We start from the raw sequence: 26,414 nt of genomic DNA on the forward strand, positions 1-26,414 counted from the left end.
CTCAGTACCGCCGCCGGTCATCGCAGAACGAGCCATTAGAAAAAGCACGCCTCCTGCAGGTGCCCGGTAGCCGGTCGGTCAGCGGACGTGAGTGGCAGGGTTGCGTGCATGGTGTCGCGCGTCGCTGTCCTTTCGGATATCCACGGAATGCTGCCCGCACTCGACCGGGTGCTCGACGAGCCGGTCGTGCGGAGCGCAGAGCTGATCGTCGTGACTGGCGACCACACCTGGGGGCCGCAACCAGCCGACGTCCTGGACCGCCTCACCGAGCTGGGAGACCGTGCCCTCCTGATTCGAGGGAACGCAGACCGAGAACTGCTCTCCATGTCGCGCGGCATCGACGTCGGTCTCAACGACGACCCGGTGTCCGTGTGGGGCGCAGCGCAGCTCACTCCCGCACACCAATCCCTCCTGGACACGATGCCCGAACGCGCCACTGTCCACGTAGACGGGTTCGGCCCGGTGTTCTTCTCGCACGCAACTCCGCGGAACGACGAAGAAGTCGTCCTCGTGGACAGCCGCCTCGACCGGTGGGCCGAGGTCTACCGAGACTTACCCACGGATGTGGAAACCGTTGTGTGCGGGCACACTCACATGCCCTTCGCCCGGCTTGTCGATGGACGCCTGGTCGTCAATCCAGGGAGCGTGGGGCTTCCCTACGGGCGCGCCGGCGCACACTGGGCGGTCCTGGACAACGGATCGGTCACCCTCAGCAGGTCCCGCATCGACCCGGATGACCTGATCCGCGATGTCACCGCGGCTTCAACGATGCCGGGCGTCTCAGCATGGTTGGAGGACGGCGTTCGCCGGCCAGCAACCGATATCGACGTCATCGCTGCTTTCGGGCCCCGGGACGGCCGGTAGGCCGCCGTGCGCCGTGCCCCGGGCGCTGCGACGGTCTCGATAGCCGATTGGCTGGCGGAACTACTGAGTGTTGTTTAAGAAGGGAGAACTGTTTCCGGCCAAGCGCCTGGAGATCGGGTATCAGAGGCCAAGAGAGACGCCAACCACTCATCTTCGCGGCCCTGGCGACCCACAGCGCCGGACCGAAGCGTTCCCTCGAATTGAAATCCAAGGCGTTGCGCCACTTGAGCTGAGGCAACGTTTCCCGCGAAGGCACGCCATTCGATCCGGTGAAGTGGGCTGTCAGGCGAGAAGCATGCATCGATGACGCAAGCCGCGGCTTCTGTAATAATGCCGCGGCCTCGGTGCTCTGGTGATGTCCAGAACCCGATTCGACCGACACCTTCCAGAATTGCGTCGACCCAGACGAGCCCCACTAGCTCGCCTCGATCGATAACGCTCCAGGTGAAGACTGACTGGTTAGCCCAACCAGGCGAGACGATGGAATCGATGTAGCGTTGCGCGGACAGATCGTCGGATGGCACTGGCACTCCAAGCCACCGCTGTATTGCAGGATCCTGCCACGCTGCTGCGATGGAGCCCGCGTCGCGGTCGACTGGTTCGCGCAAAGTGAGCCGCGGTGTGCTGAGATCCCTTATTCCCATACGCCAACATTAGGACGGCTGCGGTGCCGGGGAGCATCCGATGGAACGCTCGCAGTTCAAGGAGCAGTGCAATGCAGATCGCTGACTGCCGTTCCCGAAACCCTCTTAGCCGCGATTTGTCCTGGTACACGACCGTTGAGCGGACCGGCGGATATTCAACCTCCGGAGAGGCGCCGCGTGCCGACTCCCTAGGAGTGGTCTCCGCGCGCCAATGCCCTCAGGCCGGCCGCGATGAACAGCAACCCGGGGACGATCAGGACAACAGCGAAGATGAACTTCCCCGCAGCATTAGTGGGGCTGAAAATCATCTCCGCGATTCCGAACAGTACGAAGAACAGCCCCAAAGCAATGGCGGTCTTCGGTTTCTTAGCTTTAAGCAAAAGCGCAGATCCTTGCTTCTGGTAACTCGGCCCCTAGTCAAGCAGGCCCACCCGCAAACGGCTGTCGTCTGCGTTTAGGCGGCACGGCGAAGAGCGAGGTAATTAGCTGGCGGTCGCCTTCTCGATAGGGGATCGGCCATCGGCCATCGGTCTGGCTGCTCATGAGTCAGCTCAGGGCAGCGATGACGCCTGCTACGAGGATTCCGGTCCCGAGTCCGATTGTGATGGTCATGGCAAGAAAGGGGCGACTTCCTACTCGGACCCCGCCTCGCTTCCTGAGGTTGAGGGCATAGGTGAAACCTGCCACGACGATCAGAGCGCCGATGATGGTCATGACAAGGGGAACGGTCTCCATCCTCGAACCGTAGTGCAGGGTTTCGACCGGCTCGGTTACGCGCTCATGTCGGCGGCCCGATAGGGGATCGTCGACCGGACCGTCTGCGAGAGTGCTGGCATGCTCTCTCCGCAGTCACTGTCCGAGAATGATCGTCGTCTTGTCGCAGCGTGGGCTGCGGATTGCGCAGAGAGGGTCTTGCCTCTTTTTGAGGCCGAGGTGCCGGAGGACGACCGACCACGGGACGGGATTGCTCGAGCGCGAGCATTCTCGCGCGGTGAGCTAAGTGCAGCAGGAGAGATTCGGCGTCGTTTCGTCGCGGGTCGGGCCGCGCAATCGGCGGCCTCCCCGGCGGGCAAAGCAGCGGCGTGGTCCGCGGGGCAGGCTGCTGGCGTAGCGCACATGGGCGCTCATGCTCTTGGCGCAGCCGCCTATGCGGCGAAAGCGGCCGAGCTGGCGGCACCGGGTGGCGGGGAGGCTGAGGTCCGATGGCAGGTGCAGCACATGAGCCGCTCAGTACGGGCCGCGCTCCGAACCCTGCCGCTTCTCGGAGAGAACTCGTCGGATCCTCCCGGTTCGGGGCTCCTGGCTTCTGGTGCGCTGGGAAATACGATCCACGCGTTGCAAGCCGCCCTCAGGAATACCGAGCTGAACTGAGCTTCACCATCGCCCCGTTCCGCGCGTCCCGATAGCCGATCGGCTATTGAGATCTTCTCGCTGGCGCTACTCGTCGATCACTTTTAGCGTCATAACGACGCTGTCGTAGCGCTTGTCGGGGAAGCGCACACTGTCGACGTGTTCAAAACCCCAGCGCGCGTACATGGCGACGAGGTGTCTTGCGGGTGCTGCAGTGTCGAGTCCAATTTTCGTAAGGCCGTGCTTCGTGGCCCATGCGCAGGCGCCGTCGAACAGTGTCTTCGCGACAGCGCGACCGCGCAGTTCCGGCCCTACTGCCACCTGGCACAACCATCCGGTGGCTGGCTCCTGAGCGTGCTCGGAGAGTGATCGGACGTCCTCCGGCGGAGGCACGGACATGGTCATGCTCGCGGCCACCCGACCGTTGTGCTCCACCACCCAGCACACGCCTTCTGCCACCCTCTGTCGAGTCGTCTCGACGTTTTGGGTCGCTGCGGTGAAGTTCAATCCTGCGTCTTCGAGCTCTTGATAGGCCGAGTTGAGAAGGGTCGTCAGCTCCGCAGCATCGCTGGGACGGAAGGGGCGCGGCGCGATATCCGAAGTCACGTGGCAAGCCTAGAAGGCGTGCCTCAAGCAAAACAGTCCGCCAGCGACCATCCGATTCGGGATCGTGCTCCGGGCAGCTAGGTGTTCCAGATTTCCAGTGTGCGCCAGTCGTCCGGAAATCCCAGCTCCCGCACAGATCGTCCGGGCAGCTCACCAATGGCCTGCTCCACTAGGGCACCCGTTTTCTCAACCCAACTCGAGCCAGGCGATGATGTCTCAAGGATCTTCGCGATGACCGTCAGGGCGCCAAAGATGTCCTCGCTTTGTCCCGGCGGAAGGCACTGAAGACCAGCGACGGTCCGCATAGCTCCCGTTGATGCTGGGACCACCGTTCGATTCCATAGCCTGCCGTGGTGGGCTGCAATATTTCGGACAACCGTGAGCTGCTCAAGCCAGCGAGTCAGGGGGTGGTTCTTTAGAGCTTTGGTTCGCTGATTTGGAGTGACTCGGTCCAGATTGAGGTCAATGCCCAGCCCCTCGGCTACGGCGAACTGATCAGTCGCCCTCAGGCCCTCGAACAGCATGGATACATCGGAAAAATCGAGAACGTCCACGAGTACCCAGATAGGTATGACCCCGCCGTAGTGGTCGATGTGGTGCTTGATGAACGGTGACCGTCGTGCAGCTCGCTGCACGCGGGTCCTTGCCTTGGAGTTCCAGGATTCGTGGTCGAAGCCATCTCGAAAAGTAGATGGAGAGGTGTACGAGAGCGGGCCACGGGCGCCAAGGATGTAGCTGACCTGGCTCCTCAGTGCTACCTCGACCCGCTCGACTCCGTCGTGTACGAGGGTGCGTAGCTTGCGATCAAACTCGTACAGTCCGGCGATTGTGGAGAACCGCGTTCCGACGTCGAATTGGTCCGAGCGACCGAGTCGGCCCTCATCGGTCATAACTAGTTGCCGGTAGATGTACCAGTAGCCGCTGAGTCGGTAGTAATTCACAACACGGAGCCATCGTTGTGCTTCTCCGTCAAGCTCGAGCCCTCGACTTCCGAGAAGTTCGACCTGCTCATCGATCGTCAGGTACTGCTTTGGGGACGTGGGCACAGACCCGATCCTGCCAGGTTAAAGAAATCCAGCCCACACCGGAACTCCGGGCGGGCTGAACGATTGAGTTCAACCTAGCAGGCTCCTCAGACACTTGGGTGATGACGCACAAGGGCAGAGCGCCGTCCTGATAGCCGATCGGGATTCGGTCACGCCATCGGAGGAGCAGCGGATGTATCCACTTCGCTGGTGCACCGCGTCCATGACCGATAGACAGGGAGCTACGGACAACGAGGGAGTTGTGGATGCTGGTTCAGGTTTGTGGTCTTCCCGGTGCAGGGAAGTCGACTCTGTCGGCTGCGATCGCAGAGTTGACGCCCTGTCTGGTGCTTCGTGTTGATGCGATCGAGGGCGCGATGTGGAAGTACCAGATTCCGCGCGAGCGGTCCGGGATCGCCGCGTGCTCGGTCATGCATGCCATCGCGGTACCGAATCTGCGGCGAGGACAGGTGGTCATCGCGGACGCGGTGAGTGGCGTTGAACCCGCTCGGGCTGGATGGGCGTCGACAGCGGATGCCGCTCGGGTGCCGCTGCGCGTGATCGAGGTCGTGTGTGCGGACGTCGACGAACACCGTCGCCGCGTGGAACAGCGTGCGAACGACCTGCCGGGGTTCACCCTGCCGACGTGGGACGAGGTGCAGCGCACCACTGACGAGTACGAGCCCCGGACGGACGATCGGCTCGTCATCGACAGCACCCGCCCCCTCGAAGAGATGGTCCGCCAGGCCCTCGACTACCTCGAACTCGACGCCCGGTAGAGGATCGGGCACCGAGCGCGCGCGGTGGCCGATCGTCTATCGGGACGAGTACCGAGGGCTTGGTCGCACTGGGTCCCGAAGATAAGGTCTGTGCTCAAGTTGGCGCGGTCAGTCGTTACCGGTACCACTCCTCGTCGATGCTGTTGAGCCGTGACGGGTGGAGCGCGTCACTGAGGCCGTAGAAACGCTGGAAGTTCATGATCAGTGGACGCCATCGGTCTGGATCGACCCGGTGGGCCGTTCCAGGCATGCGGATCGAGTTGTGCACGTGGACACGGCTGATCGTGGCTTCGAACACCAACGTCCCGTCATCGTGTGTGAGCGGTCGCGATTGCATGATGCGGGCCTCGAGATTCACTGGGCACTCGTCGATCCGTTCCGCACGGACAGTGTCCCCGGGTCGGCCGTGAAGGCCGGCGTGACGAAGTTTGTTCGCTTCGTGGCGATACCCGACATCGGCTTTGCCAGCGGGAACGGGGGACCGGCCCGTGGTGAGGGCGAGCATGTCCACCGCGGTGACGAGGTCGACGGACGGAAGGTTGATGACGCATTCGCCAGTGGCGAGAAGGTTCTGGGCAGTCTGAGACCGGCTTCCCATCCCGAGTACGGCGGTCTGTCCGAGCCAGAAGATCGAGGACATGGGGGCGGTGTTCGTTGTGCCGTCGTCGGCGATGGTGCTCAGTAGTGCGACGGGAGTGCCGAAGTAGAGGATGGCAGGGTCGATGAGGCTGTGCTCCATGGGGCGCTTTCTGTCAGGGCGTCGCAGCGGTCGCGAGCTCCTAGCCAGTTTCGTGATCGGCGGTCGTGGTCGCTGGCGGATTTCCGACATCGCAGCGTGCGAGCTCCTGCGCCCGGTGCAGGATCCTCTACCGGGACAGCTTTCGCCCGGCCGGTTAGAGCTGCAAGTGAGCCAGTCAGCTGTCGAGCGCGAGGACCCAGAGGACCAGTAAGACACCGGTCGCAACGAGCAATGCGATTCCAGACCAGAACCACGGAGCGCTTGGACCGCGCTCCGCCCTAGCCCGCGCGATGCCGTCTTTACGAACGGCCATCGCACAAGCGCGTCCGATCAGCCCAAGTCCCACGAGGGCGACAATTACGAGCCCCGACCAGGTCCACCACGAGAACTCCATGTGATGAGGATGCCGGATACGACAAACTCCTGCACGCGGGCCACTGACCGGCAGCCACTGTCTCACCGACCGATCGGCTATCGAGACGTCATCAACGGCTTCGGCGAAAGAACGAGACGACCGCTGCGACGATCACTACCGCGACGATCGGAATCCAAATCCAGGCGGGGAGGGAGTCTCCGCCCCCTGGGGGCAGCGCGACTGAAAGAGAAAGCATGGTCACACGCTAGCGATGGCAAGTGACCGGTGACCGATCGCCTATCGGACGCATTGAACCTTGGCTGCGGTAGTTGTTTCCGAGATGATGTAGCCGGAAGAAAGAGGGGAAGTGTCTAGAGCAGATTTACTCAACGCGTTTACGCCGTCCGAAAGCGTGGACGACCCGTTTCGATTCTCGGGCCGAGCGTCCGAGGTAAGGGACCTCGCCGATTCCCTTCAAACCGTGGGAAGTGTTCCTCTCATTTACGGGCAAAGAGGCCTTGGGAAGTCTTCCCTGGCGCTCCAACTGAGCAGAATTGCGCAAGGCGATGTCGAACTACTTAGTGTCATCGATGCACCGGAGCTCGCGCTTCCCGAGGATCAACGCTTCATCACCTTTTACGTGACATGTGAGGATTCAACACGGAACCTCAAAGGTCTTTTGAAGCTCATGATCAATGCTGTTGATGCTCTCAAGCATGCTCGCACTGCCGACGGGTCGAAGGGCGAGTTCCGACTAGTCGACAAGAAAACAACCCGGGCTCTTTCCATCAAGATGTTCAAGACGGAGACCGCCAAGACATACGAGGCCAAGGTCAAGGATCGAGACCTTAGTGACCTGTCGTTACCGGAAAAGCTGGTGACGCTCGCCGAAACGTTGACGGACGTTTACCAACAACCGGTTCTGTTCGTGATTGACGAGCTCGACCGCCTCGGGGGAATCAAAGGACTATCGAGCTTTCTGAAGGCAAATTCGAGCGCCATATTGAAGTTCGCGCTCGTGGGGATCGGAACTACCCAAGGCGAGCTTTTAAAGGATCACAAATCCCTCATTAGGCAGCTTGCTCCGGTGCAGCTTCCGACGATGAACGTCCATGAACTGGAATCGATCGTCGCCCAGACAGAGGTGTTCCTCGCAGAAAAAGGTCTCCCGTACACCTTCACGGACAATGCCAAACGGGCCATTGCTCGCCTCGCCTCGGGCTTTCCCTGGTTCGTCCACATTATTGGGCAAAGAGCTTTGATCGCGGCACAGGAGCAGGGAAAGCACGAAATCAAATCGGCTGATATCACCGCAGCCGTAAAGCAGCTAGCCGATAAGCGCATGGCCCGTCACTATTACGACCAGTACATGCACGCAGTGCGAGACTCCCGGCCACGAGAAATCGTGCTCAGACTATTCGCCCACTGGACTGCTGAGGACATCCCAACAAGTGAAATTTATCCGATGGCGTATGCACTTGGTATCAATGCTCCGTCTAATTACGTCGGGCATTTGACCCACTCGGATTCGGGGGCAGTTCTCGTGCGTTCCCCCCAGCAAACGCGGGGCCTGTATCGGTTCCAGGACGGCATGTTCAAGGTGTACGTGCGCATCCGATCGTCCGTCTATTCAGACGTCGATGATGAGGTCAAGCGGGTTTACGAGGCCCATTAGGGATCGGTAGACGGCCGTGCAGCGCTCTTCTGCGCCGCTGATGAGTGTGTGACTCCCGACCGACCAGGCCGAGAGTCACACGGCCATCCCAGACCCGGGCGGCGGATCAGCGACCGCACCGGGGTTAGGCCCTTGCCCGGTTACCAACCAGACGGCATAAGGCTACGTGCCCGGGTGCTGGATTGCTTCGATTGTTTTCCGCAGTCGTGCGAGGGTGACGGCCCGCTCCGCATCGTTTTGCGGCCAGTCACGTAAGACCGCCGCCACCTGTTGGTCTGCCTCGATCGTCTGTACTGACCGCCCTAGCTCGCGGCCGGCCTGCCGGGCGAGTTTCCGCCACTCGTCCACGTCGACGCGAAGCTGCGTCAGGTCGCACCGGGCCTGGCCCGTCTCTTCCAAGGACGCCCGGAGCCACGTGAGGGTGCTCCGAGAGAGGAGCGAGACGACGGGGCGCATGCCTGCCACGGTACAAGCCTCGTGTCGGTGGTCGCCCGTACTGTTCGGCCCATGGGTGTGCAGGGTCCGGGGGAGAGCGTCGACCGGTTTATTGGTCGGCCGAATCCGTCGCACCCGCTCGCGGTCCCGGCGGTTAAGAACACGTTCGGGGCGTGGCAGGTGCGGCGGGACCGGAAGAACCCGCTCGGGTACGTCGTGAATCGCTCCCTCGACGGGCGCACCGTTTACGACGCCTACGCCCACTGCCGAGATGGTGGCAGGAAACGTCCGTGGCTGAGGACGTTCGAGAGCTTGAATTCAGCGGTTGCGTGGATGATTCAGCACGAGGACGAGCTGGTGGCCTTCAACGGCCGGCACGACGTAGAACCAGATGTGTGGCCGGCGTAAAGGCGGGGGAGTGGAGGGGCGGGTACCCATCCCGGCCCCCTCCGGAGACCGATGCCTGCCGTGCCCGAACACGGCGGCAAACCCTGATCCCAACCGGAGCGTTGGAACACTTCCGGTCCGGATCACCATCTCGCCGATCGCTTGAGATTCGCTGCACATCGGCTACCAGGTGGTCGCTGCCAGAACATTCTCGAACCCCGTTCCATGGCGCTCGTATGGGGCATACCGTGGTTCTCGACCGACCCCCTTCGGTTATTGCAGCCCCCGGGCGTCACGACCTCCCCAGATTCCTGACTACCCAGGGGCTTTCCCGCGCCCACCCGGCTTTCCTGCCGTGGACTACGGTCGCACTACTGTCGAGAGCTAGGGATGGGGATCTCATGAGTGCAAGCCGACGAACCGTTGCTCTGATCGCGACCGTGTCCGCCCTGGTACTCATCACCGCCGCGGCAATTCTTGCCGTCATCGTCCCCGCTTTCTCGATCTGAGGGTGCTCGTTGACCTGGAGTTGCCGGCCACTCCAGGCCTCAGGTGAGGGAGAGGGCCCGCACGGCGGTGCGGAAGGTCGCGAGGGCCATGCTGCGGCTCCCTATCGTGGCCGCTGCGTGAGCGCCCGCGCAGAGGAACGAGACCGTCGCCGCGAGCTCGGCCGCAACCACGTGACCTGCGTCGGCGAGGATCGCCTCGAGGGCGACCCGCCGGTGTAGCTCGTGGGCAGCGATCGCCGCTCGTACGGGGTGGCCTTGGTCGGGGAACGCGGCGGCGGCGTTCAGAAGCGCTGACCTGCGATATCCGGGATCGTGGATCTCGGCCTCGACCTGTTCCAGGAGCAGCTCCACGGCGCCGGCCGCGGAGGTAGCGGTCGCCGCGACCGCAGCAAGCGCCTCCCGGTCGCGAGCACACAGCAGCTCGACGTACTCCAGCTCGAGGTTCGCGCGTGAACCGAAGTGTTTGTAGAACGTGGTTTTGGTCGTCTGGGCGTCGCTGATGATCCGGTCGATACCGACGGCGAGGATGCCGTCTTCGTTGAAGGCCTTGGTGGCGGCCTCGAGGATCTTTTCCCGTGAGGCTGTGGGACCGCGTGCGGGATCGGGGGAGGTGAAGGTGTGCTGCTCGGGGTCCCAGTGTCTGTCCACCGCACCAGTGTCCCGTACGAGCGGGGCGGGGCACCCCGTGCCGGCGGGGCCGGCGGTCGCTGCGCTCCCAGGTGGAGCAGCTGCGCTGCCCTGTCTGGCCCTGCGGGCCTTGTTGTTGTTGCCGTGAAGCCTGCGGCATCGTACGTCGGTTCGGGGTGTGTTCAAGTGGCTGCGCCACCGGTTCCCCCGACAAGTGCGGCCGCGGTCGCGGGGCTCCCTTATTTCGGCCGAACTTCTCTCCTCCACCGCCCTTCGGGTTGCACACACCCCGCCCCTCCTGCTCGACACTTCGTGCCTTCACGGCAAAAACAACGAGGAAGAGAGAAGGAAAACATGACCACCACCACCAACCCCACCACCGAGACAGGTACCGGGTTCCTGCTCGGAATCCGGGTCAGCATCGACGGCTCGATCCAGGACGTTCGCATTCCGGCGACCGAGGGTGCCCCCGATTTCCTGGGGATCACCAAGGCCATCGGGTGCGACGTGTTCGACGTCGTCGGCCTCCCGGACGGCATCGACGTGTTCGTCGACGACGAGGGCCTCTACCGGGCCGAGCACAACCCGGTGCTGTCCGAAATGGTGCGCCACAGCCTCGACGCGCCGCTCGACTACCGGCTCCACGGCGCGGGGCTGTTCCTCGGGTCGAACGACGAGGGCGACACCCTCGCCCTCACCCCGGCCCAGCGGGCCACCGTCGCGGCGGCCTGGTTCCCCGCGTCGCCGCTGGCATTCCTGTAACACCCACCCAGAGAAAAGACCGGGTGCGGAATTCCCGACAACCTGTAATTGCCAGGACCCGCACCCGGTCACTACCGGAAAGCGTATCAACTCATGAGCATCACCGAAAACGTCCACATCACCCACTTGACCGACAAGCCCACAACCCAGCCCGCCGACACCGACACCGCCCAGGTGGTCGCGGGCGAGTTGGTCCACGTTCCCGCCGCGAACGTCGCCCTTGAGAGCAACGTGCGCTCTGTCGCGGACCTCGACAAGGGGTTCCTGTCCTCGATCAAGCGCCACGGCGTGCTCCTGCCCGTCATCGGCTACCGTGACGAGAAAGGCCGGATCATCGTCCGAGACGGGCAGATGCGCGTGCTGGCGGCGCTAGAGGCCGGGATCAGCGTCCCGGTGCTCGTGACCGACCGGGACACCACCGACGCCAAGCGCGTCACCGAGCAGCTGGTCGCCAACGAGCAGCGCACCGCGTTGACCACCGGCGACCGCCTGGCGGCGTACCGCCAGTTGGAGCTTGCGGGCATGTCCGAGGCCGCTATCGCCCGGGAGACGGGCACCAAGCGGGAGACTGTGAAAGTGACTCTCGCCGTCGCGAACTCCGAAGCCGCCACCCTCGCAGTCACCGAGCAGGCGTTGACGTTCGATGACGCGTTGCTGTTCGCGGAGTTCGAGGGCAACCCGGAGGCCCTCGCGAGCCTCCGCCAGGTGGTCGAGGACGGCGGCACCGACGACCTGCCGTACTTCGCGGAGCGCATCCGCCAGGACGCCGCCCGCCGTGGAGCCGTCGAGGCGATCGCCGCCGAGTGGGAAGCGAAGGGCGTCCCGGTCGTCGGGGACGAGGCCGACTGCGAGAGCCTGTCGAACCTCACCGACGCGCCCGAGGGTGCCGACGAGCGACCCGCACTCGACGCGGAGTCGCACGCGGCCTGCGCGGGCCGTGCGGTCACGATCCGCGCCTGGGGTGAGCCGGTGCCGTTCGAGGTGTGCACGACCCCGGAAGCGCACCAGCGCCGCTACCCGTCCTATCGGGGCACGGTCGTGAAGTCGGCTCCGGCGACGCCGGAAGAGGAAGCGGCGCAGAAGGACGCCGACAAGGCCGCACGCCGCGAGCTGATCGCCAACAACAAAGCATGGGACGCCGCCGACGCCCTGCGCCGCGAGTTCGTCAGGTCGCTCTTCCAGCGGAAGACGCTCCCGAAGGACTGGACGTTGTTCGTCGCCGTCACCACGGCCCGGTTCTCGTTCACCATCCGCAACGATGTGTCCTACGGAACCCGCGACCTGATGGGCCTTGACCCGGACAACCGGGCCGGGTCGCAGGGGGTAGCCGAGTGGGTCGAGAAAAACCCCACGAAGGCCGCGCATGTGGTGTTGGCACACGCCGTGTCGGCATTCGAGAACGCCGCCGACCGCAACTGGTGGCGCTACCCGAGCGACGAAGGCAAGGCGTACCTGACGCAGTTGGAAACGTGGGGGTACCGGCTGACCGACGTGGAGAAGATCGCCACCGGTCAGGAGCCCACCAGCGACGGTGACCAGGAGAACACCGAGACGGCCTAACCCAGGGCCGGGGGAGCGGGGCCACAGAGTCCCGCTCCCCACTCCGGGCGTCGCATCCGAGGCCGGGAATGTCCCAAAGAGCCGGCCCTGTGTCCGCGGCAGGCGTCACGGCTGCGCCGCGACACGAAGGGCTCCGCCCCTCGTCACACCCGGTGATGCTCGACGGAGCTCGCACCACGACGCCTCCGGCGCCCAGCAGGGACAGCAGCAACAGCGTGGGGATCTCGGGCGGCTCCCGTGCTCGAGGGGGCCGGGGAGGTCGCTTCGCTCTTGGTGGAGCAGCTGCGCTGCCCTGTGTGGCCCTGGCGGGCCGTTGTTTTGCCGTGAAGCCTTCGGCGGCTCGGTCGCTGCGCTCCCTCGTAGCCACCTCCGGGTCTCCGTTCAAGCCGCTGCGCGGCCGGCTCCTCCGAGATTTTCGGCAAGCGGTCGCAAGCTCCCTTATTTCGCGCCGAAATTCTCTCCCCCACCGCCCTTCGGGTTGCACTGCGCCCTCCGGTTGCTAAGGCGGAAAACCGCCTTCACGGCAAAAAAACGAGAGGGAAGGAAGAGCGAATGCAGCAGATCACCACCGTCATCAGCACGGTTCCGATTGGAGACGACGACGGCCCCCAGCGGGTGCGTCAGTTGGTCGCCCGGGACGAGGACCTCGCCGCCCACGGTCGGGCCGGGTACGTGCTCCACAACACCCAGACGATCACCGGCACCGAGCGCGTGACATTCGTCGACACCCTCACCCGCAACCAGTAGCAGGCACGAGAAGCGGGACGGACCTAAACGAAGTGGGTCCGTCCCGCCCCACCAGCATCACAAACCCACCGACAGGAGACAAGACCACTCATGCTCACCATCACCCACACCCACGAAACCGGAACCCTCATCGACGGCACCGCCAAGGGCGACGGCACCGCCGAAGTCCTCAAGGCCACCGGCTGGCGTTGGGGCCGCAGTATCGGGGCGTGGTTCATCCCGAACAGCCGCGACCACCTGCCGAACGGCTGGAAGATCAACCGCACGGCCACCGCCCTCCGCGCAGCAGGGTTCGACGTCGACACCGACGTCAGCTACGAGCACCGGCCCACCGCCGAGGTCGAGGCCGGGAAGATCGAGCGGCAGCAGGGCCGCGTCGACGCGCTCGACGCGAAAGCCGACCGGAAAGCCACCGCGGAAGAGGCCGCCACCCAGCGCGCGGAAGCCGCGCTGAACCGGTTGCCCGAGGGTGGCGAGCCGATCCACGTCGGACACCACTCCGAGCGGGGACACCGGGCCGCGATCGCGAAAGCCGATACGGCCATGCGGCGATCCGTCGAGGCATTCCGGGATGCTGAAATCGCGCGCGGCCGCGCCGAGGCCGCCGCCCACACCACCGACGCCCGCTACGCACCCGTGACCGTGGCGAACCGGATCGAGAAACTCGGCGCGGAGATCCGCAAGATGCAACGCCAGACCGAGGGGCCCGTCTACGGGGCGACAGGTATTCGCCCGGCGACCGCCGACGAGCACGCACGACGCCTCGCCCGCCTCACGCCCTACATCGAAGAGAAGCGCAACCAGCTGGGGTACTGGGAAGGCGTCCGGGCCGCGCAGATCGAAACCGGCAAAGCCACCGGGTACGACCGGGCCACCGTGAAGAAGGGCGACCGGGTAAAGGTCCGCGGGCACTGGCACGAAGTCGTACGGGTCAACGCCAAGACGGTCAGCGTGAGCACTGACTACTCCTGGACCGACACCGTCCCCTACGCCGAGATTCAAGAACTTCGCAACCCCGCCGCTGCGTGACGGTAAGGCCTCGCGCGCGGAGGGCGCGCGGGGCCGACCCAGGGGGCCGGCCGCGAAGGCTGCCGCCCTCGCCCACCCGCCGGAAGTGCGAGGCCGCTGCGCGGCGGCAGGGACGACCCAGTGGGGATGCGAAGCGGGGGAGTGTTGTCAGCTCCCGACGGGTGCGGAAAGGGTTTCAAGGCACCAGGGGATTACCAGCCCTTCCGCCGTCATTCGCGAACCGAAGTCACCCTCTCAAGGCCCGCGATGGTGCCAGATTTGGTGAATCACACGGCCGGGAAAAAGCGGTGCCGAAGGGGAGAAAAAAGGGCCTCGAATTGGTAGAAAGGCCTGGTCAGAACCGCATTTGCGTTGTAGAATAGAAGCATGAACGGGGAGGGGTTCCCCGCCATCACAGTCTTATGGAAGGTGATCCCAATGAGCATCACGGTCTATAGCGAGTCGGCCTCATTCTGCGGCATGTGCCGCGCCACGGTCCGCTCCTTGGAGGCCCGCGGGATCTCGTTCACGGAGGTTGCCCTGGAGGACATCGACCAGGCGCAGATCGAGGAGTGGAAGACCACCCTCGGCACTAACGCTCCGATCGTCGTCACGGACACCGAGCCCGGTTCCTGGTCCGGGTTCCGCCCCGACAAGATCGACCAGCTCGTCGCCACCCTGACTGCAGCCGCGTGATGACGATGACGATGGAACGCCCCACCACCGAGTGGGCCGGCGCCACCACGCAGACCAGCCGGCCGACGATCGCGGAAGCGACCACCGACCCATCCGAAGACGTCCGCGAGTGGGAGCTCGACGCCAATGGCCGCCACGTGTGGGAGGCCGGCTACATGGTCGGATACCGCACCGCCGAACCGCAGCTCGTGGCCGAGGTCGAGCGTCTCAAGCAGCTGCTCGAGCAAGCCGAGAGCGACGCAGACCGGTACTACGCCGAGATGTGCCGGCGTCCCGCCCCGGCCGAACCGGCACGACAGTCATTCTCGGAACTGTCCCGCATCCGCGGCGAGCACGACCGCGCCGACCGCCACGACAAGCGCATGGCCGAGATGTTCCCCCAGTACGCCGGCACCCGCGCCTGATCTGAGGAGACGCCCGTCACCCTGGGCCGCGAAGACACGCAGCGATAGAATCAACCACGAGCAGGGGAGTCATCATGGCCACGAAGACCGTGCACAGCACCACCCGTCAGATCGACGTCGACCAGGAAATGGCGATGGTCGAGAAGGGCCAGCAGCTCGCCGGCCACTTCCCGGACGCCGAAGCTCTCGGCCGAGCTCGTCGCATCCTCGAGGGAACCCTGTCCGCTGACGACGCACGCGCAGAGGTCGCGGCGAAGCACGGCTTTCCGCTCCGCCAGCGCTAACCCGTTACGCCGCCCGGGGGAGCGCATGAGCGTCGACGACAAGTACACCTACCCGGACAGCGGTGGGGTACTCATCAACACCGCTGGCATCCGCGACCAGTCGCAGCTAGACGCTGCAATGAACGATGTCGCGTCGATCGCTATGGCCGAGGTCCGCGCAGAACGCGTCCCCGATCGGCCCGGGCTTGACTACCTGCAGGGCATCCACGAACGCATGTTCGGAGATCTCCTGCCGGGCATAGCCGGGAAGATCCGCGACGTCGACGTGCAAGCCACCGGCACCGGCATCCCGTACTGCCGGCCCGAGTTCATCGACGCGAACCTCACGACGCTGTTTCAAAAGCTCGACCGTGAGGACTACCTGACCGGCCTTGACGCGAACACATTCGCCGACCGCCTTGCGGACAGGTGGGGAGAGCTTTCCGCTGTCCACCCGTACCGAGACGGCAACACCCGTTCGCAGAGCACCTACGTGTCCGCGATCGCGGAACGTGCCGGGCACCCGATCGACTGGGAGCGCGTCGACGTCGACGAGCTCCGCACCTTCCGGCTGCAGGCCGTCGCCGGGAACGACCGCCCACTCGCCGGCTACCTGCGCGAGCACCTGGTCGACACCGACCGTGCAGTTGCAGCCGACATGGACCTTTCGGGCCCTCGGATCGGTACGCAAGATCGGACCGCCCGAATCGTCGACGCCGGCGAGAGTGGCTTAGACGCATTCGAGCGGAAGGATCGACGCCTGATGCGCGCAGCGGGCATTGACCCTGACGAGCCCACCACCAGCGGAAGCGGCGGTGCGCCCACGTCGTCGCGCACAGGGTGGGCGCCGGCGTCCGAGCAATCGCGCGACGGTGACGGCCTCGAGCGATGAGCGGCCCTGTCCCCGTCAGCGCGTCGGAGAGGTTCTGGTCCCACGTTGTTCAGGGGCCGGCCCCGACCGATTGCTGGATCTGGACTGGGGCCGTCGGGGATGACGGGTACGGCCGTTTCTGGGTGCCACAGGACGGCGGCGGGCAGCGTGCCATGAGGCCGCAGCGGTGGCTCTACGAGCACCTGACAGGCGTCTTTCTCCATCCCGAGGTTCTGCTGTTGCACGGGTGCGATGTGCCGTTGTGCGTCCACGTGGAGACGGACCCTGCACTGTCGCACCTTGCGACAGGATCGCACCGGGGGAACATGATCGAGCGAGTGCAGCGCGGCCGGCACCGCAACGCCTCGACCGCCACACGAACGATCAACTTCCCCCGATCAGAACGTGTCCGGCTGTCGCGAGATCTCCGCGAAGCGTTCCGCGATCACGGTTGGGACGCGGACGCCGTCCGTGCGTGCAAGACCGGCATCGCATCGACGACACCAACGCTCTGGTGATGTCGGACGCACGCGGTAGCGTCGCCGCAACCAACGAGGGGAACGGAACCATGAGCAACCACGCACCGGCACAAGCGACCACTGCACCGGCCCGCCGGCCCGGCACGGCAATGGCCAGGTGGAGCGTGTTCCTCGGCATTCAGTCTGTCCTCATGGGGGCGTTTCTCCCGATCCCCATCCTCGCTATCGTGCTCGGCATCGTCGCGCTTGCCCGAGGCACCGCCCTTCCAGGACGTGCAACGGTAGGCATCGCGTTCGGGGCGACATTCCTTCCCGTGTGGTGCGGCTTCATCGCCATCTGCATCTGGTCGTACAACGTCAACCTCCTCTGACGTTCGACGTCGTCTCGACAACGAAGAGCCCCGACCGTCAGTGACGGTCGGGGCTCTTCACGTCGCGCACTGGGATGCACCCAGAGCTCGTGCAGCTCTACGCCGCGTGTGACTCTTCCGCGTCGCCCTCGTCAGCACCGGCATCACCAACGCTGGAAGCTGCGGTCTCCGATTCACCTTCCGGCGCCGGCGACTCGGTGGGTGCGCCGGCCTTCGGCTTTGCACGCCTGATCTCGCGGACAGGAACGCCGAGGCGTTCCGCGACTTCATCGCGGGTGACCTTGGTGTCGAGCATCTTCTGCACGATCTCCTGCGAACGTCGATCGGCATCCGCGATCGCTGCGGCCTGCGCCTCGCGGATCTTCACGATCTGCGCTTCGGCATCCTCGTTGATTCCGTCGGCCGCGTCCGCAGCGACGAAGTACTCCGCCGCGAGCTCTTCGAGCTGCTCCTGCCGGCGACGGAACTCGGCCGCACGCTCTACGGCCCGTTCGCGTGCCGCTTTACGCGCCGCGGCCTGCTTGCCGGACTTGCGAATCTCTGCCATCGCTCTCCCCAATCCCTAACGGCCACAGCCCCCAAGACGCGAGCTTGTGGCGCTCCTGATGTCGCCCAGCCTACCTTGCACCTCCGGCGCCATCGGTGACATCGATCGCCCCGGATGGGAACGCACCCACGCTCCTCGTTCCTCGTCGCTGTGCGCCCCTCCCGGTCTCCCGCTGTCTACCGCGCTCGTCTCTCCGCTGTCTCCGCTTCGCTCCACCAACTCCGATCCTCCCTGCCACGCCTCTCTCCCTCTGGACTTCGCTCGTCCCTCGCTCAGCCCTTCGGTCATCTACGCGTCACACCTCAGGCATTAAAGATGAATAAGGTAGACTTGCCCCATGCAGACCGCGTCGTGGGCCACGCTTCGCGGCACCAGCGCGGCCTTTCTCGGCCCCGCGACGGGCGGTTGCCGCGCATGATGACGATGCACGTCCTGTCCGCAGGAGACGGGTACACGTACTACACGTCCGAGGTCGCCACGGGTGACGCTCGCCGTGACCACGAACGCGAACTGGGCGACTACTACACCGCCGACGGGAATCCTCCCGGACAATGGATGGGCGGTGGGGCCGCTGTCCTCGGCGTCTCCGGGACGGTCACCGAAGAACAGATGAAAGCCCTCTTTGGGGAGGGCCTTCACCCTGACGCCGACCGCATCATCGCCGAGGCCCTTGCCGAGGGGAAGACCGGTCAGCAGGCCCAGGAGGCGGCGAAGCTCGGTCGGTCCTACTACGTCTACAAGGCAGACGAGAACTCGCTGCAGGGGCGCATTCAGGGCGGCTACGCGGCGTTCCAGCGCATCGAGGGCCACGAGCCCAACACTGAGGAACGTCGCCTCATTCGCTCCCGTGAGGGCGCGCAGGCGTTCCGCGATGCGAAGGGCCGCGAGCCTGCGGACAAGGAAGAAATCGGCCGCTACATCACCGCCGCGACCCGTCCTGATCAGCAGGCCGTCGCCGGGTTCGACCTTGTCTGCTCGCCCGCGAAGAGCGTCTCGGTTCTCTGGGCGCTCGGTGACGACGACACCCGGAAGGCCATCGAGCAGGCGCAGGACCGCGCCGTCGCCTCGACAGTCGCGTACCTCGAGCGGGAGGCTCTTGCGACCCGCGCCGGCACGAACGGTGTCGAGCAGATCGAGGTCGAGGGCGGCGTCGCCGTGACCGCGTTCCGACACTTCGAGTCCCGGAACGGTGACCCTCAGCTGCACGACCACCTCGTGGTCGCGAACAAGGTCAAGGGCTCCGATGGTAAGTGGCGCACCATCGACTCCAAGCTGCTGCACCGCATGAACGTGCCCATCTCGGAGTACTACAACGCGGCCATCATGTCCGAGGTTACGAAGGCCCTCGACGTCACCACCGAGGCCCGCACCGTGTCCGCCGGCAAGCGTCCGGTGATGGAGATCGCCGGTGTCGACACCGACCTCCTAGAGACGTTCTCCTCCCGGTCGGCGTCGATCCGCGAGCAGGTCGAGCGGCTCACCACGGAGTACCAGCGCGACCACGGGAGGGCCCCCGATCAGAAAGCCCAGATCAGGATCGCGCAGCAAGCGACCCTCGAAACGCGACCGCAGAAAGAACATGGTCGGTCACCACGGGCCACCCACGATGCGGCTGTGGAGCGGGTCGGGCAGGGCCGGGCCGGACAGGTTCTTCCTGAGGCGCAGCGACTTGCCGCGGCCCGCGCCCGTGACGGTTTTGAGACGCCCGTCATCGACGTCGAGGAACACGCCGCTCTCGTTCTGACTACCGTCGAGGAACACTACGCCGTCTGGGGTGCCGGCGTCATCGAAGCCGAGGCCCGCCGCCAGCTCGCCACACTCATTCCCGACCAAGACGTCGCCGAGCCCCTGGTGCAGCAGGTCGCGAGGACTGCCCTGCAGTCGTCGATGTCCCTCACGCCGCCGTCCCCGCACGGCGCGTTCAGGCCCCTCACCCGCTCGACCGGCGAGTCGGTATTCGAGCACAAGGGCAAGACCGTGTTCACGTCCAGCGGCATTCTCAAAGCCGAGGACGGGCTGCTGCAGGCGGCCCGCTACCGGAAGATTGCGCCGGTGTCCCGCGATGTATTCGAGCGCGTCGCCGCGGCGAACACGGGACCCCTCGACGCCGGGCAGCGTGACCTTGCCCGGGCATTCGCCACGTCCGACGTCGAGCTCGTAGCGGGAATCGGGCCCGCCGGCGCAGGTAAGACCACCGCTCTCAAGCTCGCCTCAGACGCCCTCGAGGCGGGTGGTGTCCGCATGATCGGACTCGCCCCGTCCGCCCCCGCCGCCGCGGTGCTTTCCGAAGCTGTGGGTGTCGAGGCGACCACCATCCACGGGTTTCTCGTCGCGCATCAGCAGGACGAGGTGCCTGAGAAATACGCACTCCGACCGGGCGACGTTGTCGTGATCGACGAGGCCGGCATGGCGGGCACGAAGCGCCTCCGCGACGTCACCAAGCTCGCCCAAGAGCACGGGGCGTTCGTCCGACTCATCGGCGACGACCGGCAGCTCTCCGCCGTCGAAGCAGGCGGTGCCCTCCGCCTCATCGACCGTGAGGTCGGGTCCGTGCAGCTCGAGCACGTCCACCGGTTCCGCGACGCCGACGAAGCAGAAGCGTCGCTGCGGCTCCGCGACCCCATGCGTCCCGGCGACCCGTTCTCCTGGTACCAGGAGAACAACCGGGTCGTTGGTGGCGACAGCGAGCGGATGACTGCCACCGTGTTCGAGGGCTGGCAGCACGACACCCTCGCCGGCACGCGATCGCTCATGCTCGCCCCCACCGCGACGGCCGTGGCAGACCTCAACGCCCGCGCGCAGGCGTTCCGGATCTCCACCGGCGACGTCGACACGTCGCAGTCCGTAAACCTCCGCGACGGGCTCGCCGCGCACATCGGCGACACGATCGTCACACGCCGAAACGAATCCGACCTCCGCATCCAGGGCGGCCGCGACCGGGTCAAGAACGGCGACCTGTGGACCGTCACCGGCATCGGCCGTGACGGGGCTCTCGACGTCGCCCACGCCGAACACGGCGCCGTCATCCAACTGCCGGCCGGCTACGTCGCCCAGCACGTCGAGATCGGCTACGCCCGCACCATCAGCCGCTCCCAGGGCCTCACCACCGAGAACACCCACGTCCTCGGCGACGCCACCATGAGCCGCGAGGACGCCTACACCGCCCTGTCCCGCGGTAAGGAAAGCAACCGGCTGTATCTCGCCCTCGACGACGCCGCGACCGTCCCCGACGCCCTCGAGCAGATCGCCGCCCGCTCCGAGCGGCTCCTCTCCGCCCACGAAACGATCCGGGCCGAGCAGGAACGCGTCGAGGATCTCGTGACCCTGATCGACCAGCACGCCGACGTCGCCACCCGCGCCGACGAGCTCCGCGCCGGCGCGATCGTCTCCCTCGCACTCGGCGAGGACGCGGCGACGTCGATGCACGGGCAGGAGTCGTGGGGCGCTCTCGCAACGTCACTCCGGCACGCGGAAGACTACGGCCACGACCCCGTCGCGACCCTGCAGGCCGCCTACGCGCAGCGTGAGCTCGGGACCGCCGACGACGTCCCCGCCGTGGTGCACTGGCGCATCGAGAAGGCCCTCGAGGGCATCGACCAGCCCGTGGTCCTCACCATCGACCGCGAGCCCGTCGACGGCGTTCCCGCGTGGATCGCCGACGGACGCCGCCACCAGGACGAACTCCTCCCCGCGGAGTGGCGCGATCACCTCGCCGAGCGGCACCACTACATCGGTGTCCGTCTCCGCGAGAGCGGCGCCGCCCTCGCCCTCGAGCAGCCGGCATGGACGCAAGATCTCGGCCGGCTTCCGTCGGAGCCGTGGCGCATGTTCGACTGGCACCGCACCGCGGCCGAGGTCGACGTCCTCCGCACGAAGTACCGCGTCGACCCGTCCGAGCTGCAGGCGATCCCCGACAAGCTCCGCGGCAACCCCGTCGCCGACCGGCTGCAGGAGCGCGTGACCGCGCTGCATAAGGCCGCATCCCTCAGCACGGCACCGCCCGTCACCGACGCGCAACGGGAGTTCTACGCAGCTCACGCCGCCGGTGTCGCGGCCGAGACGCGGACTGCGCTTGTCGCGGCCGCCACGGCGGTTGCCGAGCATGCTCCGGCTGTCGTGGCCACGATCACCGAGACCACCGCGGAGGCCTCTCCGTCGGCGTCCACCGTCGAGACCGCGCCCGCGTCCTCGACCGGCACCGAGACCACGCCCGTGGCCGCGGCGTCGCCCACCACCGCACAGGAAGGAACCATCATGAGCGATCCCCTCGACGACACATTCGAGCAGATTGGCCGCCACACGGGCCGGGCTGGGCAGAACGTTGTGTCCGAAGTCAGCCGGCAGATCCAACGGAGCAACGACGAGCGCCGCCGCGAGTTGCAGGAGGTGCAGCGGAAGGCTGACCGCGATCGCGACGCCGCCGTGCGCGACGCTAAGCGGAAAGCGGATCGCGAGAAGGAGCTGGCCGAGCAGAAGGCCGCTCGCGAGCAGGAGCGCGCCGATCGTCTCGCTGCCCGTTACGGTCGTCCTGGCGCGGACCGCGATGGTGTGGAAGTGGCAGCTGAGACGGCCGTGCTGGCGACCGCCGCCACGGAAGCCATCGCGACGGCAACCGACGTCGACACTGCGGTGATCTCCTCCGACGGTCGCGACAACACGCAGGCAGAGATGTCCGCGATCGCCGCGGAGGGCACTGCTGACGCAGACGCGGCCGCCGCAGCCGGCACCGCGACTCCGGCGAAAGACACGCCGCAGTACGACGCTTTCGAGGCCGAGGACCGGGAGCTGATGAGACAGGCCGGTATCGACCCCGACGCGCCCACCACTGGCTCTGAGTCCGGCGGGTCGTCTTCGCTGAACCAGTTCCCTGCGCCGGAGATCTCCCGCGGCGACGAGGGCATCGAACGCTGACCTCGAGCGGACAGCATGAAGGCCGGGCACCTCGCGGTGCCCGGCCTTCGCTGTCACATCAGGTTGAAGTCCGCCGGCGGGATCTCCGGCACGACACACAAAGGTTCGCCCTTGTTGTCGGCCAGGTGACCTGCCTGGTTGCAGGCGCGGAACGGCCCCCGCTCTTTGTCGAAGATGATCCGGGCGTGGTGGTCCCAGTGCTGCGCCCACCAACCCGACTTGGCCAGGCCGTCGCCCTCGGCTTGCAGCCGGGAGGCGTGGACGTAGCCCTTCCACGACACGTAGAGCCGTTGCACCACCTCAGGGTGTTTCCACCACTCAGCGCACCAGGCGGGTTTTGACCGCAACGGTGTCGAGTACGCTTCGACGCGGCTCAGCTGCAGCGTCACCCAGTTGAGGAACGCTTCCCGCTGGTCTTCCTGCGCCACCTCGGCCGCGGGCGTCTCGCCACCGTGGGGAGCGTCAACGACCTCTCCCGTCCCCGGGTCCGCGGGAGGTGCTTCGTCCCCGTCCGATGGCGCATCGGCGTCATCGTAGGGCGGTGGCACGTCTCCGCCGCCGCCAGCGCCCCCGTCATGGCCCTGGCCGGGCCCAAAGCCCGCAGGCCAGGCGTTCGGGTCAAACGGGGTCGACACGAGGAGTCCCCTCCGACGTCGACGGCCGTTCCGTCGGCGCCTGCTTCTCCTTCACGATCTTGCCGTTCTTGACCTCGCGGCCTTCGATCATCGCGCGGAGCACCTTGTCGAGGAACCACGGTCGTGTCCGGATCAGGACAGGGCCGACGTCCGAGGCGTCGAACACGGCCCGCCACTTCGGCAGGTGGGCGAGCACGTCAGCCGGGAGGATCGGTTTCGACTTCGACGATCGCGACTTCGAGCTCCCATTGCGCCCGTAGGAGGTGCTCGTAGTCCACTCGTCGTAGTTCCCGATGCTTTCGCTGAACCGCTTGAGGAACGGCGACTGTGTCGACTCGCCACCGCCGTAGACGCGGATCGACGATGCGCTCCACAGGGTGTCGGCGCCCTCATTGCCGAACGTGCGGACAATCTGCCCCCACGACTGGAAGTACATGCCGAGGATCAGCCCCATCGACCCGTAGAACGACACCAGGTCGGGGAGCTCTGGCCACCGGACGATGTTTGCGACCTCGTCGAGCTCGAACACCACCGGGGTAGTGATCCGTCCGCCGTCGGCCGCCGCGGCCCGCTCGCCGGCTCGTGCGATCGAGCGCACGAGTGCGGCGACGAATGCGCCCCCGGAGCCGGCACCGTTGCGGGAGATGAGCACGGCGGTGTCCTCGCCTCGCACGAACGCTTCCGCGTCGAAACGGCGCACACCCGGTGTGTTCGTCCACGCGAGCAGCTTGTCGTTGGCGAGAGCAGAGGCCATCCGCTGCGCGGTGGCGTAGACGCTGCCTCGCGTCTTCTCTGGCTGTCCCTGCAGGCCCACGAGCGCCGATTCCGGGCCAGCCTGCCCGTGCTTCTGCATGATGGCTCGGACTTCGGCATGCTCCTGCTGCGTGATCCACGCATAGACCTGGCTGAGGCTCTGGCTTTCGAGCTTCGCCGCGAGGAGCGCGTAGGCGAAGAGGTCGAGGCCCTGAGAGTCGAACTGGGCATCCTTCTTGCTATCGGCATCCTTGGTGCTGGCCTCGAAGATCGCCGCGATCTCCTGCGCGGTGATGAGATCGCTGACGTCGCTCAACGGGTCGTAGATGAAGTCGGGGCGCCGGTTCTGCCGGTAGACCTGCATCGGGTCGAAGACCCAATGTTCCCCCTTGCGCTTCCGGCCGGCGAGAACCTCCTTCACACCGTCGACCTTGTTCGACGTCATCACTGCAGGGCCAGGGGCTTCGAGCATGTGCCGCACCACGGAGCCGGTGGTCTTCCCCCGGCCCGGCCCGAAGATGTAGATCGCGATGTCACGCCATCCCTGCCACACCCATGCCGACCCGGACCCAACGAGCGTGCCGATCTTCTGCCCCGGCTGCAGGTCGACCGCGTTCGGGTGCAGCTGCTGGGCGTCCTTTCGGCGGCGCGGGTACAGCACCGGTGCGAGGTTGTTGCTCGCGCGGAGGTATCGCTGCATCCGGTCGACGGGGTTGCCGCCTCGCGCGCGGACCAGGAACCCCACCCCGCCGGCCAGCACGAGCACCACGACAGCGACGATCAGCGGCGTGCCCCACCAGGGCCACTGCAGCTGCTCGATCGCTGCCTGGAACGGATCAGGTGTGGTCGTTTTCATCGAGTGCTCTCTTCCTCGTGCATCATCTGTGACACCCGCTGCCGGGTAAGGCCTAGCCGGCGGGCAACCGCGGTGCAGCCATCCCGTCTGGCCGCTTCCGCAATCGCCCATCGGCGAACCCGCTGCGCAGCGCGCAGCTCTGCGCCCAACTGTTCCCGGGCGGTCGACGCGGCGTCCGCTAGCCGCACCAGATCAGCGACCGATGCCCCGGCTATCAGACCGTCGCCGTCAGGACACCCGAGCTGCTCTTGGGACGCATCAACCGAATCGTGAGTGGTCATCGGCTGCGTCCCTTGCTCGCGCATCCAGCGAGGGTGCGGTCGAGTGCGTGCGCGTCGCTGGTGGCGATCGACAGGCGCCATTTCGTGGCCACGGCCACGAACGCTGCCGAGTAGCTGCAGGCGTCGCCGACGTTCGGCGGCATCCACTCCGCGGGCCCGGAGTCGGACTTCTGCTCGTTCGCGGGCCCGTCGACGGCGACGAGGTTCGTCGCCTGGTCGTTCGCGAACTGCTCGCGCTGCTCAGCCGTCCATGTGGACGCCCCGTGGCGCCACGCGAGAGCCAGCGGGTACCGGTGGTCGATCTGTACCGCCAGGCTTGACGTCTCCCCACGTTGGAACGCGATCGGACGGCCCGTGTACGGGTCGTGGAGCGCCCCGGACAGCACGACACACCCGTGGGTGCCCGGCTTCGTCACGACGGCCGTCAGGTCGCGGCGCAGGACGTCGTTGCGGGTGTCGCACCCGTTGCGGTCGGTATCTGCCCACGCCTGACCGAAAGCGTCCCGGTCATAGCCCGGCACGTACGCATCCGTCACTGGCAGTGCACGGAGATCCCGCAACGCCTCGGATGCCGAGGCGGCGGACACCGCGCTCGAGGTGGTCGGTCCTACCGGCGCCGTTGACGCGGGAGTGCTCTTACCGAGGGACGAGGGCGACTGCACGTACGGTGCTGAGATCGCGGCGACGCCGGCGGCCGCGATGAGGACTGCGGCGGCGGCGAGCTGGTGACGGGTTCGGAGTCTCATTGAAGGTCCCCTTCCCGGTCCCACGTCTTCGCCTCGTCGAGGAGTTGCCGCACACGGCGACGAGACAGGCCGGACGCCAGCGCTGCGCCCTTCTGCCCGAGCACATCGACCGACGCGACGATCGCCTCGTCGCGCTCTCGTCGGGCCTTCTTGTAGGCGGTCGTGACCTCGTACACGTACTCGGCGGTGCCGGTGATCGCGCGACCAATCCCGGTCATGGTCACCACACCCTCACCGTCAGTGGCGCTCCGGGTCCGACACTGCTGACCGCGAACGCCGTCGTTGCGACGGAGCCGGGGACGTCGTAGGTCAGGTGGAGCCACTGTTCCGCCCACAGGAGGACGTCGTCGAGGGTGGCGACGTGCCGAGTGTGTTCGTGGACGAATTCGCCCATGTGCGCGCCCGAGCGGAGCACCCATTCCCCGGGCCCGGGGAGTTGCTGCAGGTGCAGCCGTTCCCACGGGTCGACCCCGGCGTCCTCGACGAGATTCATTCGGTGGGAAAGGAGGCCTCGGAAACGGACGCGGCA

28 protein-coding genes and 1 pseudogene are annotated in these 26,414 nt (G+C 66.0%); 16 read left to right on the forward strand and 13 right to left on the reverse strand.

Annotation, left to right across the window (positions count from 1 at the left end):
- Nucleotides 1–108: 108 nt before the first annotated feature.
- Entirely contained in the window at nt 109–864 is a 756-nt protein-coding gene (locus tag ITJ49_RS14990; protein ID WP_194606385.1) for a metallophosphoesterase, read from the forward strand.
- Between the two features lie 74 nt (nt 865–938).
- On the opposite strand, the gene ITJ49_RS14995 is transcribed toward ITJ49_RS14990, so the two are convergent.
- The 3 genes from ITJ49_RS14995 to ITJ49_RS15005 all read right to left on the reverse strand — a co-directional run bounded on the left by ITJ49_RS14995 (nt 939) and on the right by ITJ49_RS15005 (nt 2,243).
- Complete coding sequence (locus ITJ49_RS14995) at nt 939–1,508, reverse strand: GNAT family N-acetyltransferase (protein ID WP_194606386.1); 570 nt, start codon at nt 1,506–1,508, stop codon at nt 939–941.
- Nucleotides 1,509–1,696: 188 nt separating this feature from the next.
- Nucleotides 1,697–1,888, reverse strand: coding sequence for a YtpI family protein (locus tag ITJ49_RS15000; protein ID WP_194606387.1), 192 nt, complete (start codon nt 1,886–1,888; stop codon nt 1,697–1,699).
- 166 nt (nt 1,889–2,054) lie between these two features.
- Nucleotides 2,055–2,243 carry a hypothetical protein gene (locus ITJ49_RS15005; RefSeq protein ID WP_194606388.1) on the reverse strand — a complete coding sequence of 63 codons (189 nt, stop codon included), beginning with the start codon at nt 2,241–2,243 and terminating at the stop codon, nt 2,055–2,057.
- A 99-nt stretch (nt 2,244–2,342) separates the two neighbouring features.
- Here ITJ49_RS15005 and ITJ49_RS15010 point away from each other — a divergent pair.
- Nucleotides 2,343–2,720 (forward strand): annotated as a pseudogene (locus ITJ49_RS15010) (putative immunity protein); the annotation flags it as partial.
- A gap of 6 nt (nt 2,721–2,726) precedes the next feature.
- A complete protein-coding gene (locus tag ITJ49_RS18275; RefSeq protein WP_370544566.1) occupies nt 2,727–2,879 on the forward strand; it encodes a hypothetical protein in 153 nt (50 codons plus the stop codon).
- Between the two features lie 66 nt (nt 2,880–2,945).
- On the opposite strand, the gene ITJ49_RS15015 is transcribed toward ITJ49_RS18275, so the two are convergent.
- Nucleotides 2,946–3,464, reverse strand: coding sequence for a GNAT family N-acetyltransferase (locus ITJ49_RS15015; protein WP_194606390.1), 519 nt, complete (start codon nt 3,462–3,464; stop codon nt 2,946–2,948).
- 77 nt (nt 3,465–3,541) lie between these two features.
- Nucleotides 3,542–4,510: an Abi family protein gene (locus ITJ49_RS15020; protein WP_370544547.1), complete on the reverse strand. Its 969-nt coding sequence runs from the start codon at nt 4,508–4,510 to the stop codon at nt 3,542–3,544.
- Between the two features lie 245 nt (nt 4,511–4,755).
- Here ITJ49_RS15020 and ITJ49_RS15025 point away from each other — a divergent pair, with 245 nt between their 5' ends.
- Complete coding sequence (locus ITJ49_RS15025; RefSeq protein WP_194606391.1) at nt 4,756–5,268, forward strand: ATP-binding protein; 513 nt, start codon at nt 4,756–4,758, stop codon at nt 5,266–5,268.
- Nucleotides 5,269–5,383: 115 nt separating this feature from the next.
- On the opposite strand, the gene ITJ49_RS15030 is transcribed toward ITJ49_RS15025, so the two are convergent.
- Entirely contained in the window at nt 5,384–6,007 is a 624-nt protein-coding gene (locus tag ITJ49_RS15030) for a flavin reductase family protein (RefSeq protein WP_194606392.1), read from the reverse strand.
- A gap of 722 nt (nt 6,008–6,729) precedes the next feature.
- Between ITJ49_RS15030 and ITJ49_RS15035 the strand changes: the two genes are divergently transcribed.
- Together ITJ49_RS15035 and ITJ49_RS15040 are read left to right on the forward strand one after the other, a co-directional pair.
- The gene (locus ITJ49_RS15035; protein WP_194606393.1) at nt 6,730–8,037 is read left to right on the forward strand and encodes a P-loop NTPase fold protein; all 1,308 of its coding nucleotides are present in this window, start codon (nt 6,730–6,732) and stop codon (nt 8,035–8,037) included.
- 507 nt (nt 8,038–8,544) lie between these two features.
- The gene (locus tag ITJ49_RS15040) at nt 8,545–8,880 is read left to right on the forward strand and encodes a hypothetical protein (RefSeq protein WP_194606394.1); all 336 of its coding nucleotides are present in this window, start codon (nt 8,545–8,547) and stop codon (nt 8,878–8,880) included.
- Between the two features lie 527 nt (nt 8,881–9,407).
- Here ITJ49_RS15040 and ITJ49_RS15045 read toward each other — a convergent pair.
- Nucleotides 9,408–10,016, reverse strand: coding sequence for a TetR/AcrR family transcriptional regulator (locus ITJ49_RS15045; protein ID WP_194606395.1), 609 nt, complete (start codon nt 10,014–10,016; stop codon nt 9,408–9,410).
- Nucleotides 10,017–10,349: 333 nt separating this feature from the next.
- Between ITJ49_RS15045 and ITJ49_RS15050 the strand changes: the two genes are divergently transcribed.
- The 9 genes from ITJ49_RS15050 to ITJ49_RS17675 all read left to right on the forward strand — a co-directional run bounded on the left by ITJ49_RS15050 (nt 10,350) and on the right by ITJ49_RS17675 (nt 17,156).
- Nucleotides 10,350–10,757 carry a DUF3846 domain-containing protein gene (locus ITJ49_RS15050; RefSeq protein ID WP_194606396.1) on the forward strand — a complete coding sequence of 136 codons (408 nt, stop codon included), beginning with the start codon at nt 10,350–10,352 and terminating at the stop codon, nt 10,755–10,757.
- Nucleotides 10,758–10,850: 93 nt separating this feature from the next.
- Nucleotides 10,851–12,317: a ParB N-terminal domain-containing protein gene (locus ITJ49_RS15055; protein WP_194606397.1), complete on the forward strand. Its 1,467-nt coding sequence runs from the start codon at nt 10,851–10,853 to the stop codon at nt 12,315–12,317.
- Nucleotides 12,318–12,869: 552 nt separating this feature from the next.
- Entirely contained in the window at nt 12,870–13,064 is a 195-nt protein-coding gene (locus ITJ49_RS15060; RefSeq protein WP_194606398.1) for a hypothetical protein, read from the forward strand.
- 90 nt (nt 13,065–13,154) lie between these two features.
- Nucleotides 13,155–14,093, forward strand: a complete 939-nt coding sequence (locus ITJ49_RS15065) for a DUF3560 domain-containing protein (protein WP_194606399.1) — start codon at nt 13,155–13,157, stop codon at nt 14,091–14,093.
- A 417-nt stretch (nt 14,094–14,510) separates the two neighbouring features.
- Nucleotides 14,511–14,768, forward strand: a complete 258-nt coding sequence (locus ITJ49_RS15070; RefSeq protein WP_194606400.1) for a glutaredoxin domain-containing protein — start codon at nt 14,511–14,513, stop codon at nt 14,766–14,768.
- 11 nt (nt 14,769–14,779) lie between these two features.
- Entirely contained in the window at nt 14,780–15,172 is a 393-nt protein-coding gene (locus ITJ49_RS15075) for a hypothetical protein (RefSeq protein ID WP_194606401.1), read from the forward strand.
- A gap of 74 nt (nt 15,173–15,246) precedes the next feature.
- Complete coding sequence (locus tag ITJ49_RS15080; protein ID WP_194606402.1) at nt 15,247–15,456, forward strand: hypothetical protein; 210 nt, start codon at nt 15,247–15,249, stop codon at nt 15,454–15,456.
- A 25-nt stretch (nt 15,457–15,481) separates the two neighbouring features.
- Complete coding sequence (locus tag ITJ49_RS15085) at nt 15,482–16,327, forward strand: Fic family protein (protein ID WP_194606403.1); 846 nt, start codon at nt 15,482–15,484, stop codon at nt 16,325–16,327.
- Nucleotides 16,328–16,976: 649 nt separating this feature from the next.
- On the forward strand, nt 16,977–17,156 hold the full coding sequence (locus ITJ49_RS17675) for a hypothetical protein (protein WP_228514576.1): 180 nt from the start codon (nt 16,977–16,979) through the stop codon (nt 17,154–17,156).
- Between the two features lie 97 nt (nt 17,157–17,253).
- Here the strand turns inward: ITJ49_RS17675 and ITJ49_RS15095 are convergent, their stop codons facing one another.
- Nucleotides 17,254–17,703, reverse strand: a complete 450-nt coding sequence (locus ITJ49_RS15095) for a hypothetical protein (protein ID WP_194606405.1) — start codon at nt 17,701–17,703, stop codon at nt 17,254–17,256.
- Nucleotides 17,704–18,120: 417 nt separating this feature from the next.
- On the opposite strand from ITJ49_RS15095, the gene mobF reads away from it, so the two are divergent.
- Nucleotides 18,121–22,614, forward strand: a complete 4,494-nt coding sequence (mobF, locus tag ITJ49_RS15100; RefSeq protein ID WP_228514577.1) for a MobF family relaxase — start codon at nt 18,121–18,123, stop codon at nt 22,612–22,614.
- Between the two features lie 53 nt (nt 22,615–22,667).
- Here the strand turns inward: mobF and ITJ49_RS18280 are convergent, their stop codons facing one another.
- The 5 genes from ITJ49_RS18280 to ITJ49_RS15125 form a co-directional block, all read right to left on the reverse strand.
- The gene (locus ITJ49_RS18280; RefSeq protein WP_370544550.1) at nt 22,668–23,249 is read right to left on the reverse strand and encodes a DUF4913 domain-containing protein; all 582 of its coding nucleotides are present in this window, start codon (nt 23,247–23,249) and stop codon (nt 22,668–22,670) included.
- On the reverse strand, nt 23,233–24,858 hold the full coding sequence (locus ITJ49_RS15110) for a type IV secretory system conjugative DNA transfer family protein (protein ID WP_194606407.1): 1,626 nt from the start codon (nt 24,856–24,858) through the stop codon (nt 23,233–23,235). The genes ITJ49_RS18280 and ITJ49_RS15110 overlap by 17 nt, the downstream gene beginning before the upstream one ends.
- Nucleotides 24,859–25,135: 277 nt before the next feature.
- On the reverse strand, nt 25,136–25,885 hold the full coding sequence (locus tag ITJ49_RS15115; protein ID WP_194606408.1) for an HNH endonuclease family protein: 750 nt from the start codon (nt 25,883–25,885) through the stop codon (nt 25,136–25,138).
- A complete protein-coding gene (locus tag ITJ49_RS15120; protein WP_194606409.1) occupies nt 25,882–26,103 on the reverse strand; it encodes a hypothetical protein in 222 nt (73 codons plus the stop codon). The genes ITJ49_RS15115 and ITJ49_RS15120 overlap by 4 nt, the downstream gene beginning before the upstream one ends.
- A gap of 2 nt (nt 26,104–26,105) precedes the next feature.
- Nucleotides 26,106–26,378 (reverse strand): hypothetical protein, encoded by a 273-nt coding sequence (locus ITJ49_RS15125; RefSeq protein WP_194606410.1) that lies wholly within the window; start codon nt 26,376–26,378, stop codon nt 26,106–26,108.
- Nucleotides 26,379–26,414: the final 36 nt, after the last annotated feature.

This window comes from Frondihabitans sp. VKM Ac-2883 (assembly GCF_015350875.1).
GTDB lineage: Bacteria > Actinomycetota > Actinomycetes > Actinomycetales > Microbacteriaceae > Frondihabitans.

Bases quoted from the DNA above. Each gene is read 5' to 3' on its own strand.
- ITJ49_RS17675 (WP_228514576.1), top strand. From the start codon at position 16,977: ATGGGGGCGTTTCTCCCGATCCCCATCCTCGCTATCGTGCTCGGCATC.
- ITJ49_RS14995 (WP_194606386.1), bottom strand. From the start codon at position 1,508: ATGGGAATAAGGGATCTCAGCACACCGCGGCTCACTTTGCGCGAACCA.
- ITJ49_RS15095 (WP_194606405.1), bottom strand. From the start codon at position 17,703: ATGGCAGAGATTCGCAAGTCCGGCAAGCAGGCCGCGGCGCGTAAAGCG.
- ITJ49_RS14990 (WP_194606385.1), top strand. From the start codon at position 109: ATGGTGTCGCGCGTCGCTGTCCTTTCGGATATCCACGGAATGCTGCCC.
- ITJ49_RS15005 (WP_194606388.1), bottom strand. From the start codon at position 2,243: ATGGAGACCGTTCCCCTTGTCATGACCATCATCGGCGCTCTGATCGTC.
- ITJ49_RS15030 (WP_194606392.1), bottom strand. From the start codon at position 6,007: ATGGAGCACAGCCTCATCGACCCTGCCATCCTCTACTTCGGCACTCCC.
- ITJ49_RS15080 (WP_194606402.1), top strand. From the start codon at position 15,247: ATGGCCACGAAGACCGTGCACAGCACCACCCGTCAGATCGACGTCGAC.
- ITJ49_RS15120 (WP_194606409.1), bottom strand. From the start codon at position 26,103: ATGACCGGGATTGGTCGCGCGATCACCGGCACCGCCGAGTACGTGTAC.
- ITJ49_RS15125 (WP_194606410.1), bottom strand. From the start codon at position 26,378: ATGAATCTCGTCGAGGACGCCGGGGTCGACCCGTGGGAACGGCTGCAC.
- ITJ49_RS15050 (WP_194606396.1), top strand. From the start codon at position 10,350: ATGACCACCACCACCAACCCCACCACCGAGACAGGTACCGGGTTCCTG.
- ITJ49_RS15115 (WP_194606408.1), bottom strand. From the start codon at position 25,885: ATGAGACTCCGAACCCGTCACCAGCTCGCCGCCGCCGCAGTCCTCATC.
- ITJ49_RS15070 (WP_194606400.1), top strand. From the start codon at position 14,511: ATGAGCATCACGGTCTATAGCGAGTCGGCCTCATTCTGCGGCATGTGC.
- ITJ49_RS15060 (WP_194606398.1), top strand. From the start codon at position 12,870: ATGCAGCAGATCACCACCGTCATCAGCACGGTTCCGATTGGAGACGAC.
- ITJ49_RS15075 (WP_194606401.1), top strand. From the start codon at position 14,780: ATGGAACGCCCCACCACCGAGTGGGCCGGCGCCACCACGCAGACCAGC.
- ITJ49_RS15025 (WP_194606391.1), top strand. From the start codon at position 4,756: ATGCTGGTTCAGGTTTGTGGTCTTCCCGGTGCAGGGAAGTCGACTCTG.
- mobF (WP_228514577.1), top strand. From the start codon at position 18,121: ATGACGATGCACGTCCTGTCCGCAGGAGACGGGTACACGTACTACACG.
- ITJ49_RS18275 (WP_370544566.1), top strand. From the start codon at position 2,727: ATGAGCCGCTCAGTACGGGCCGCGCTCCGAACCCTGCCGCTTCTCGGA.
- ITJ49_RS15110 (WP_194606407.1), bottom strand. From the start codon at position 24,858: ATGAAAACGACCACACCTGATCCGTTCCAGGCAGCGATCGAGCAGCTG.
- ITJ49_RS15065 (WP_194606399.1), top strand. From the start codon at position 13,155: ATGCTCACCATCACCCACACCCACGAAACCGGAACCCTCATCGACGGC.
- ITJ49_RS15040 (WP_194606394.1), top strand. From the start codon at position 8,545: ATGGGTGTGCAGGGTCCGGGGGAGAGCGTCGACCGGTTTATTGGTCGG.
- ITJ49_RS15055 (WP_194606397.1), top strand. From the start codon at position 10,851: ATGAGCATCACCGAAAACGTCCACATCACCCACTTGACCGACAAGCCC.
- ITJ49_RS15085 (WP_194606403.1), top strand. From the start codon at position 15,482: ATGAGCGTCGACGACAAGTACACCTACCCGGACAGCGGTGGGGTACTC.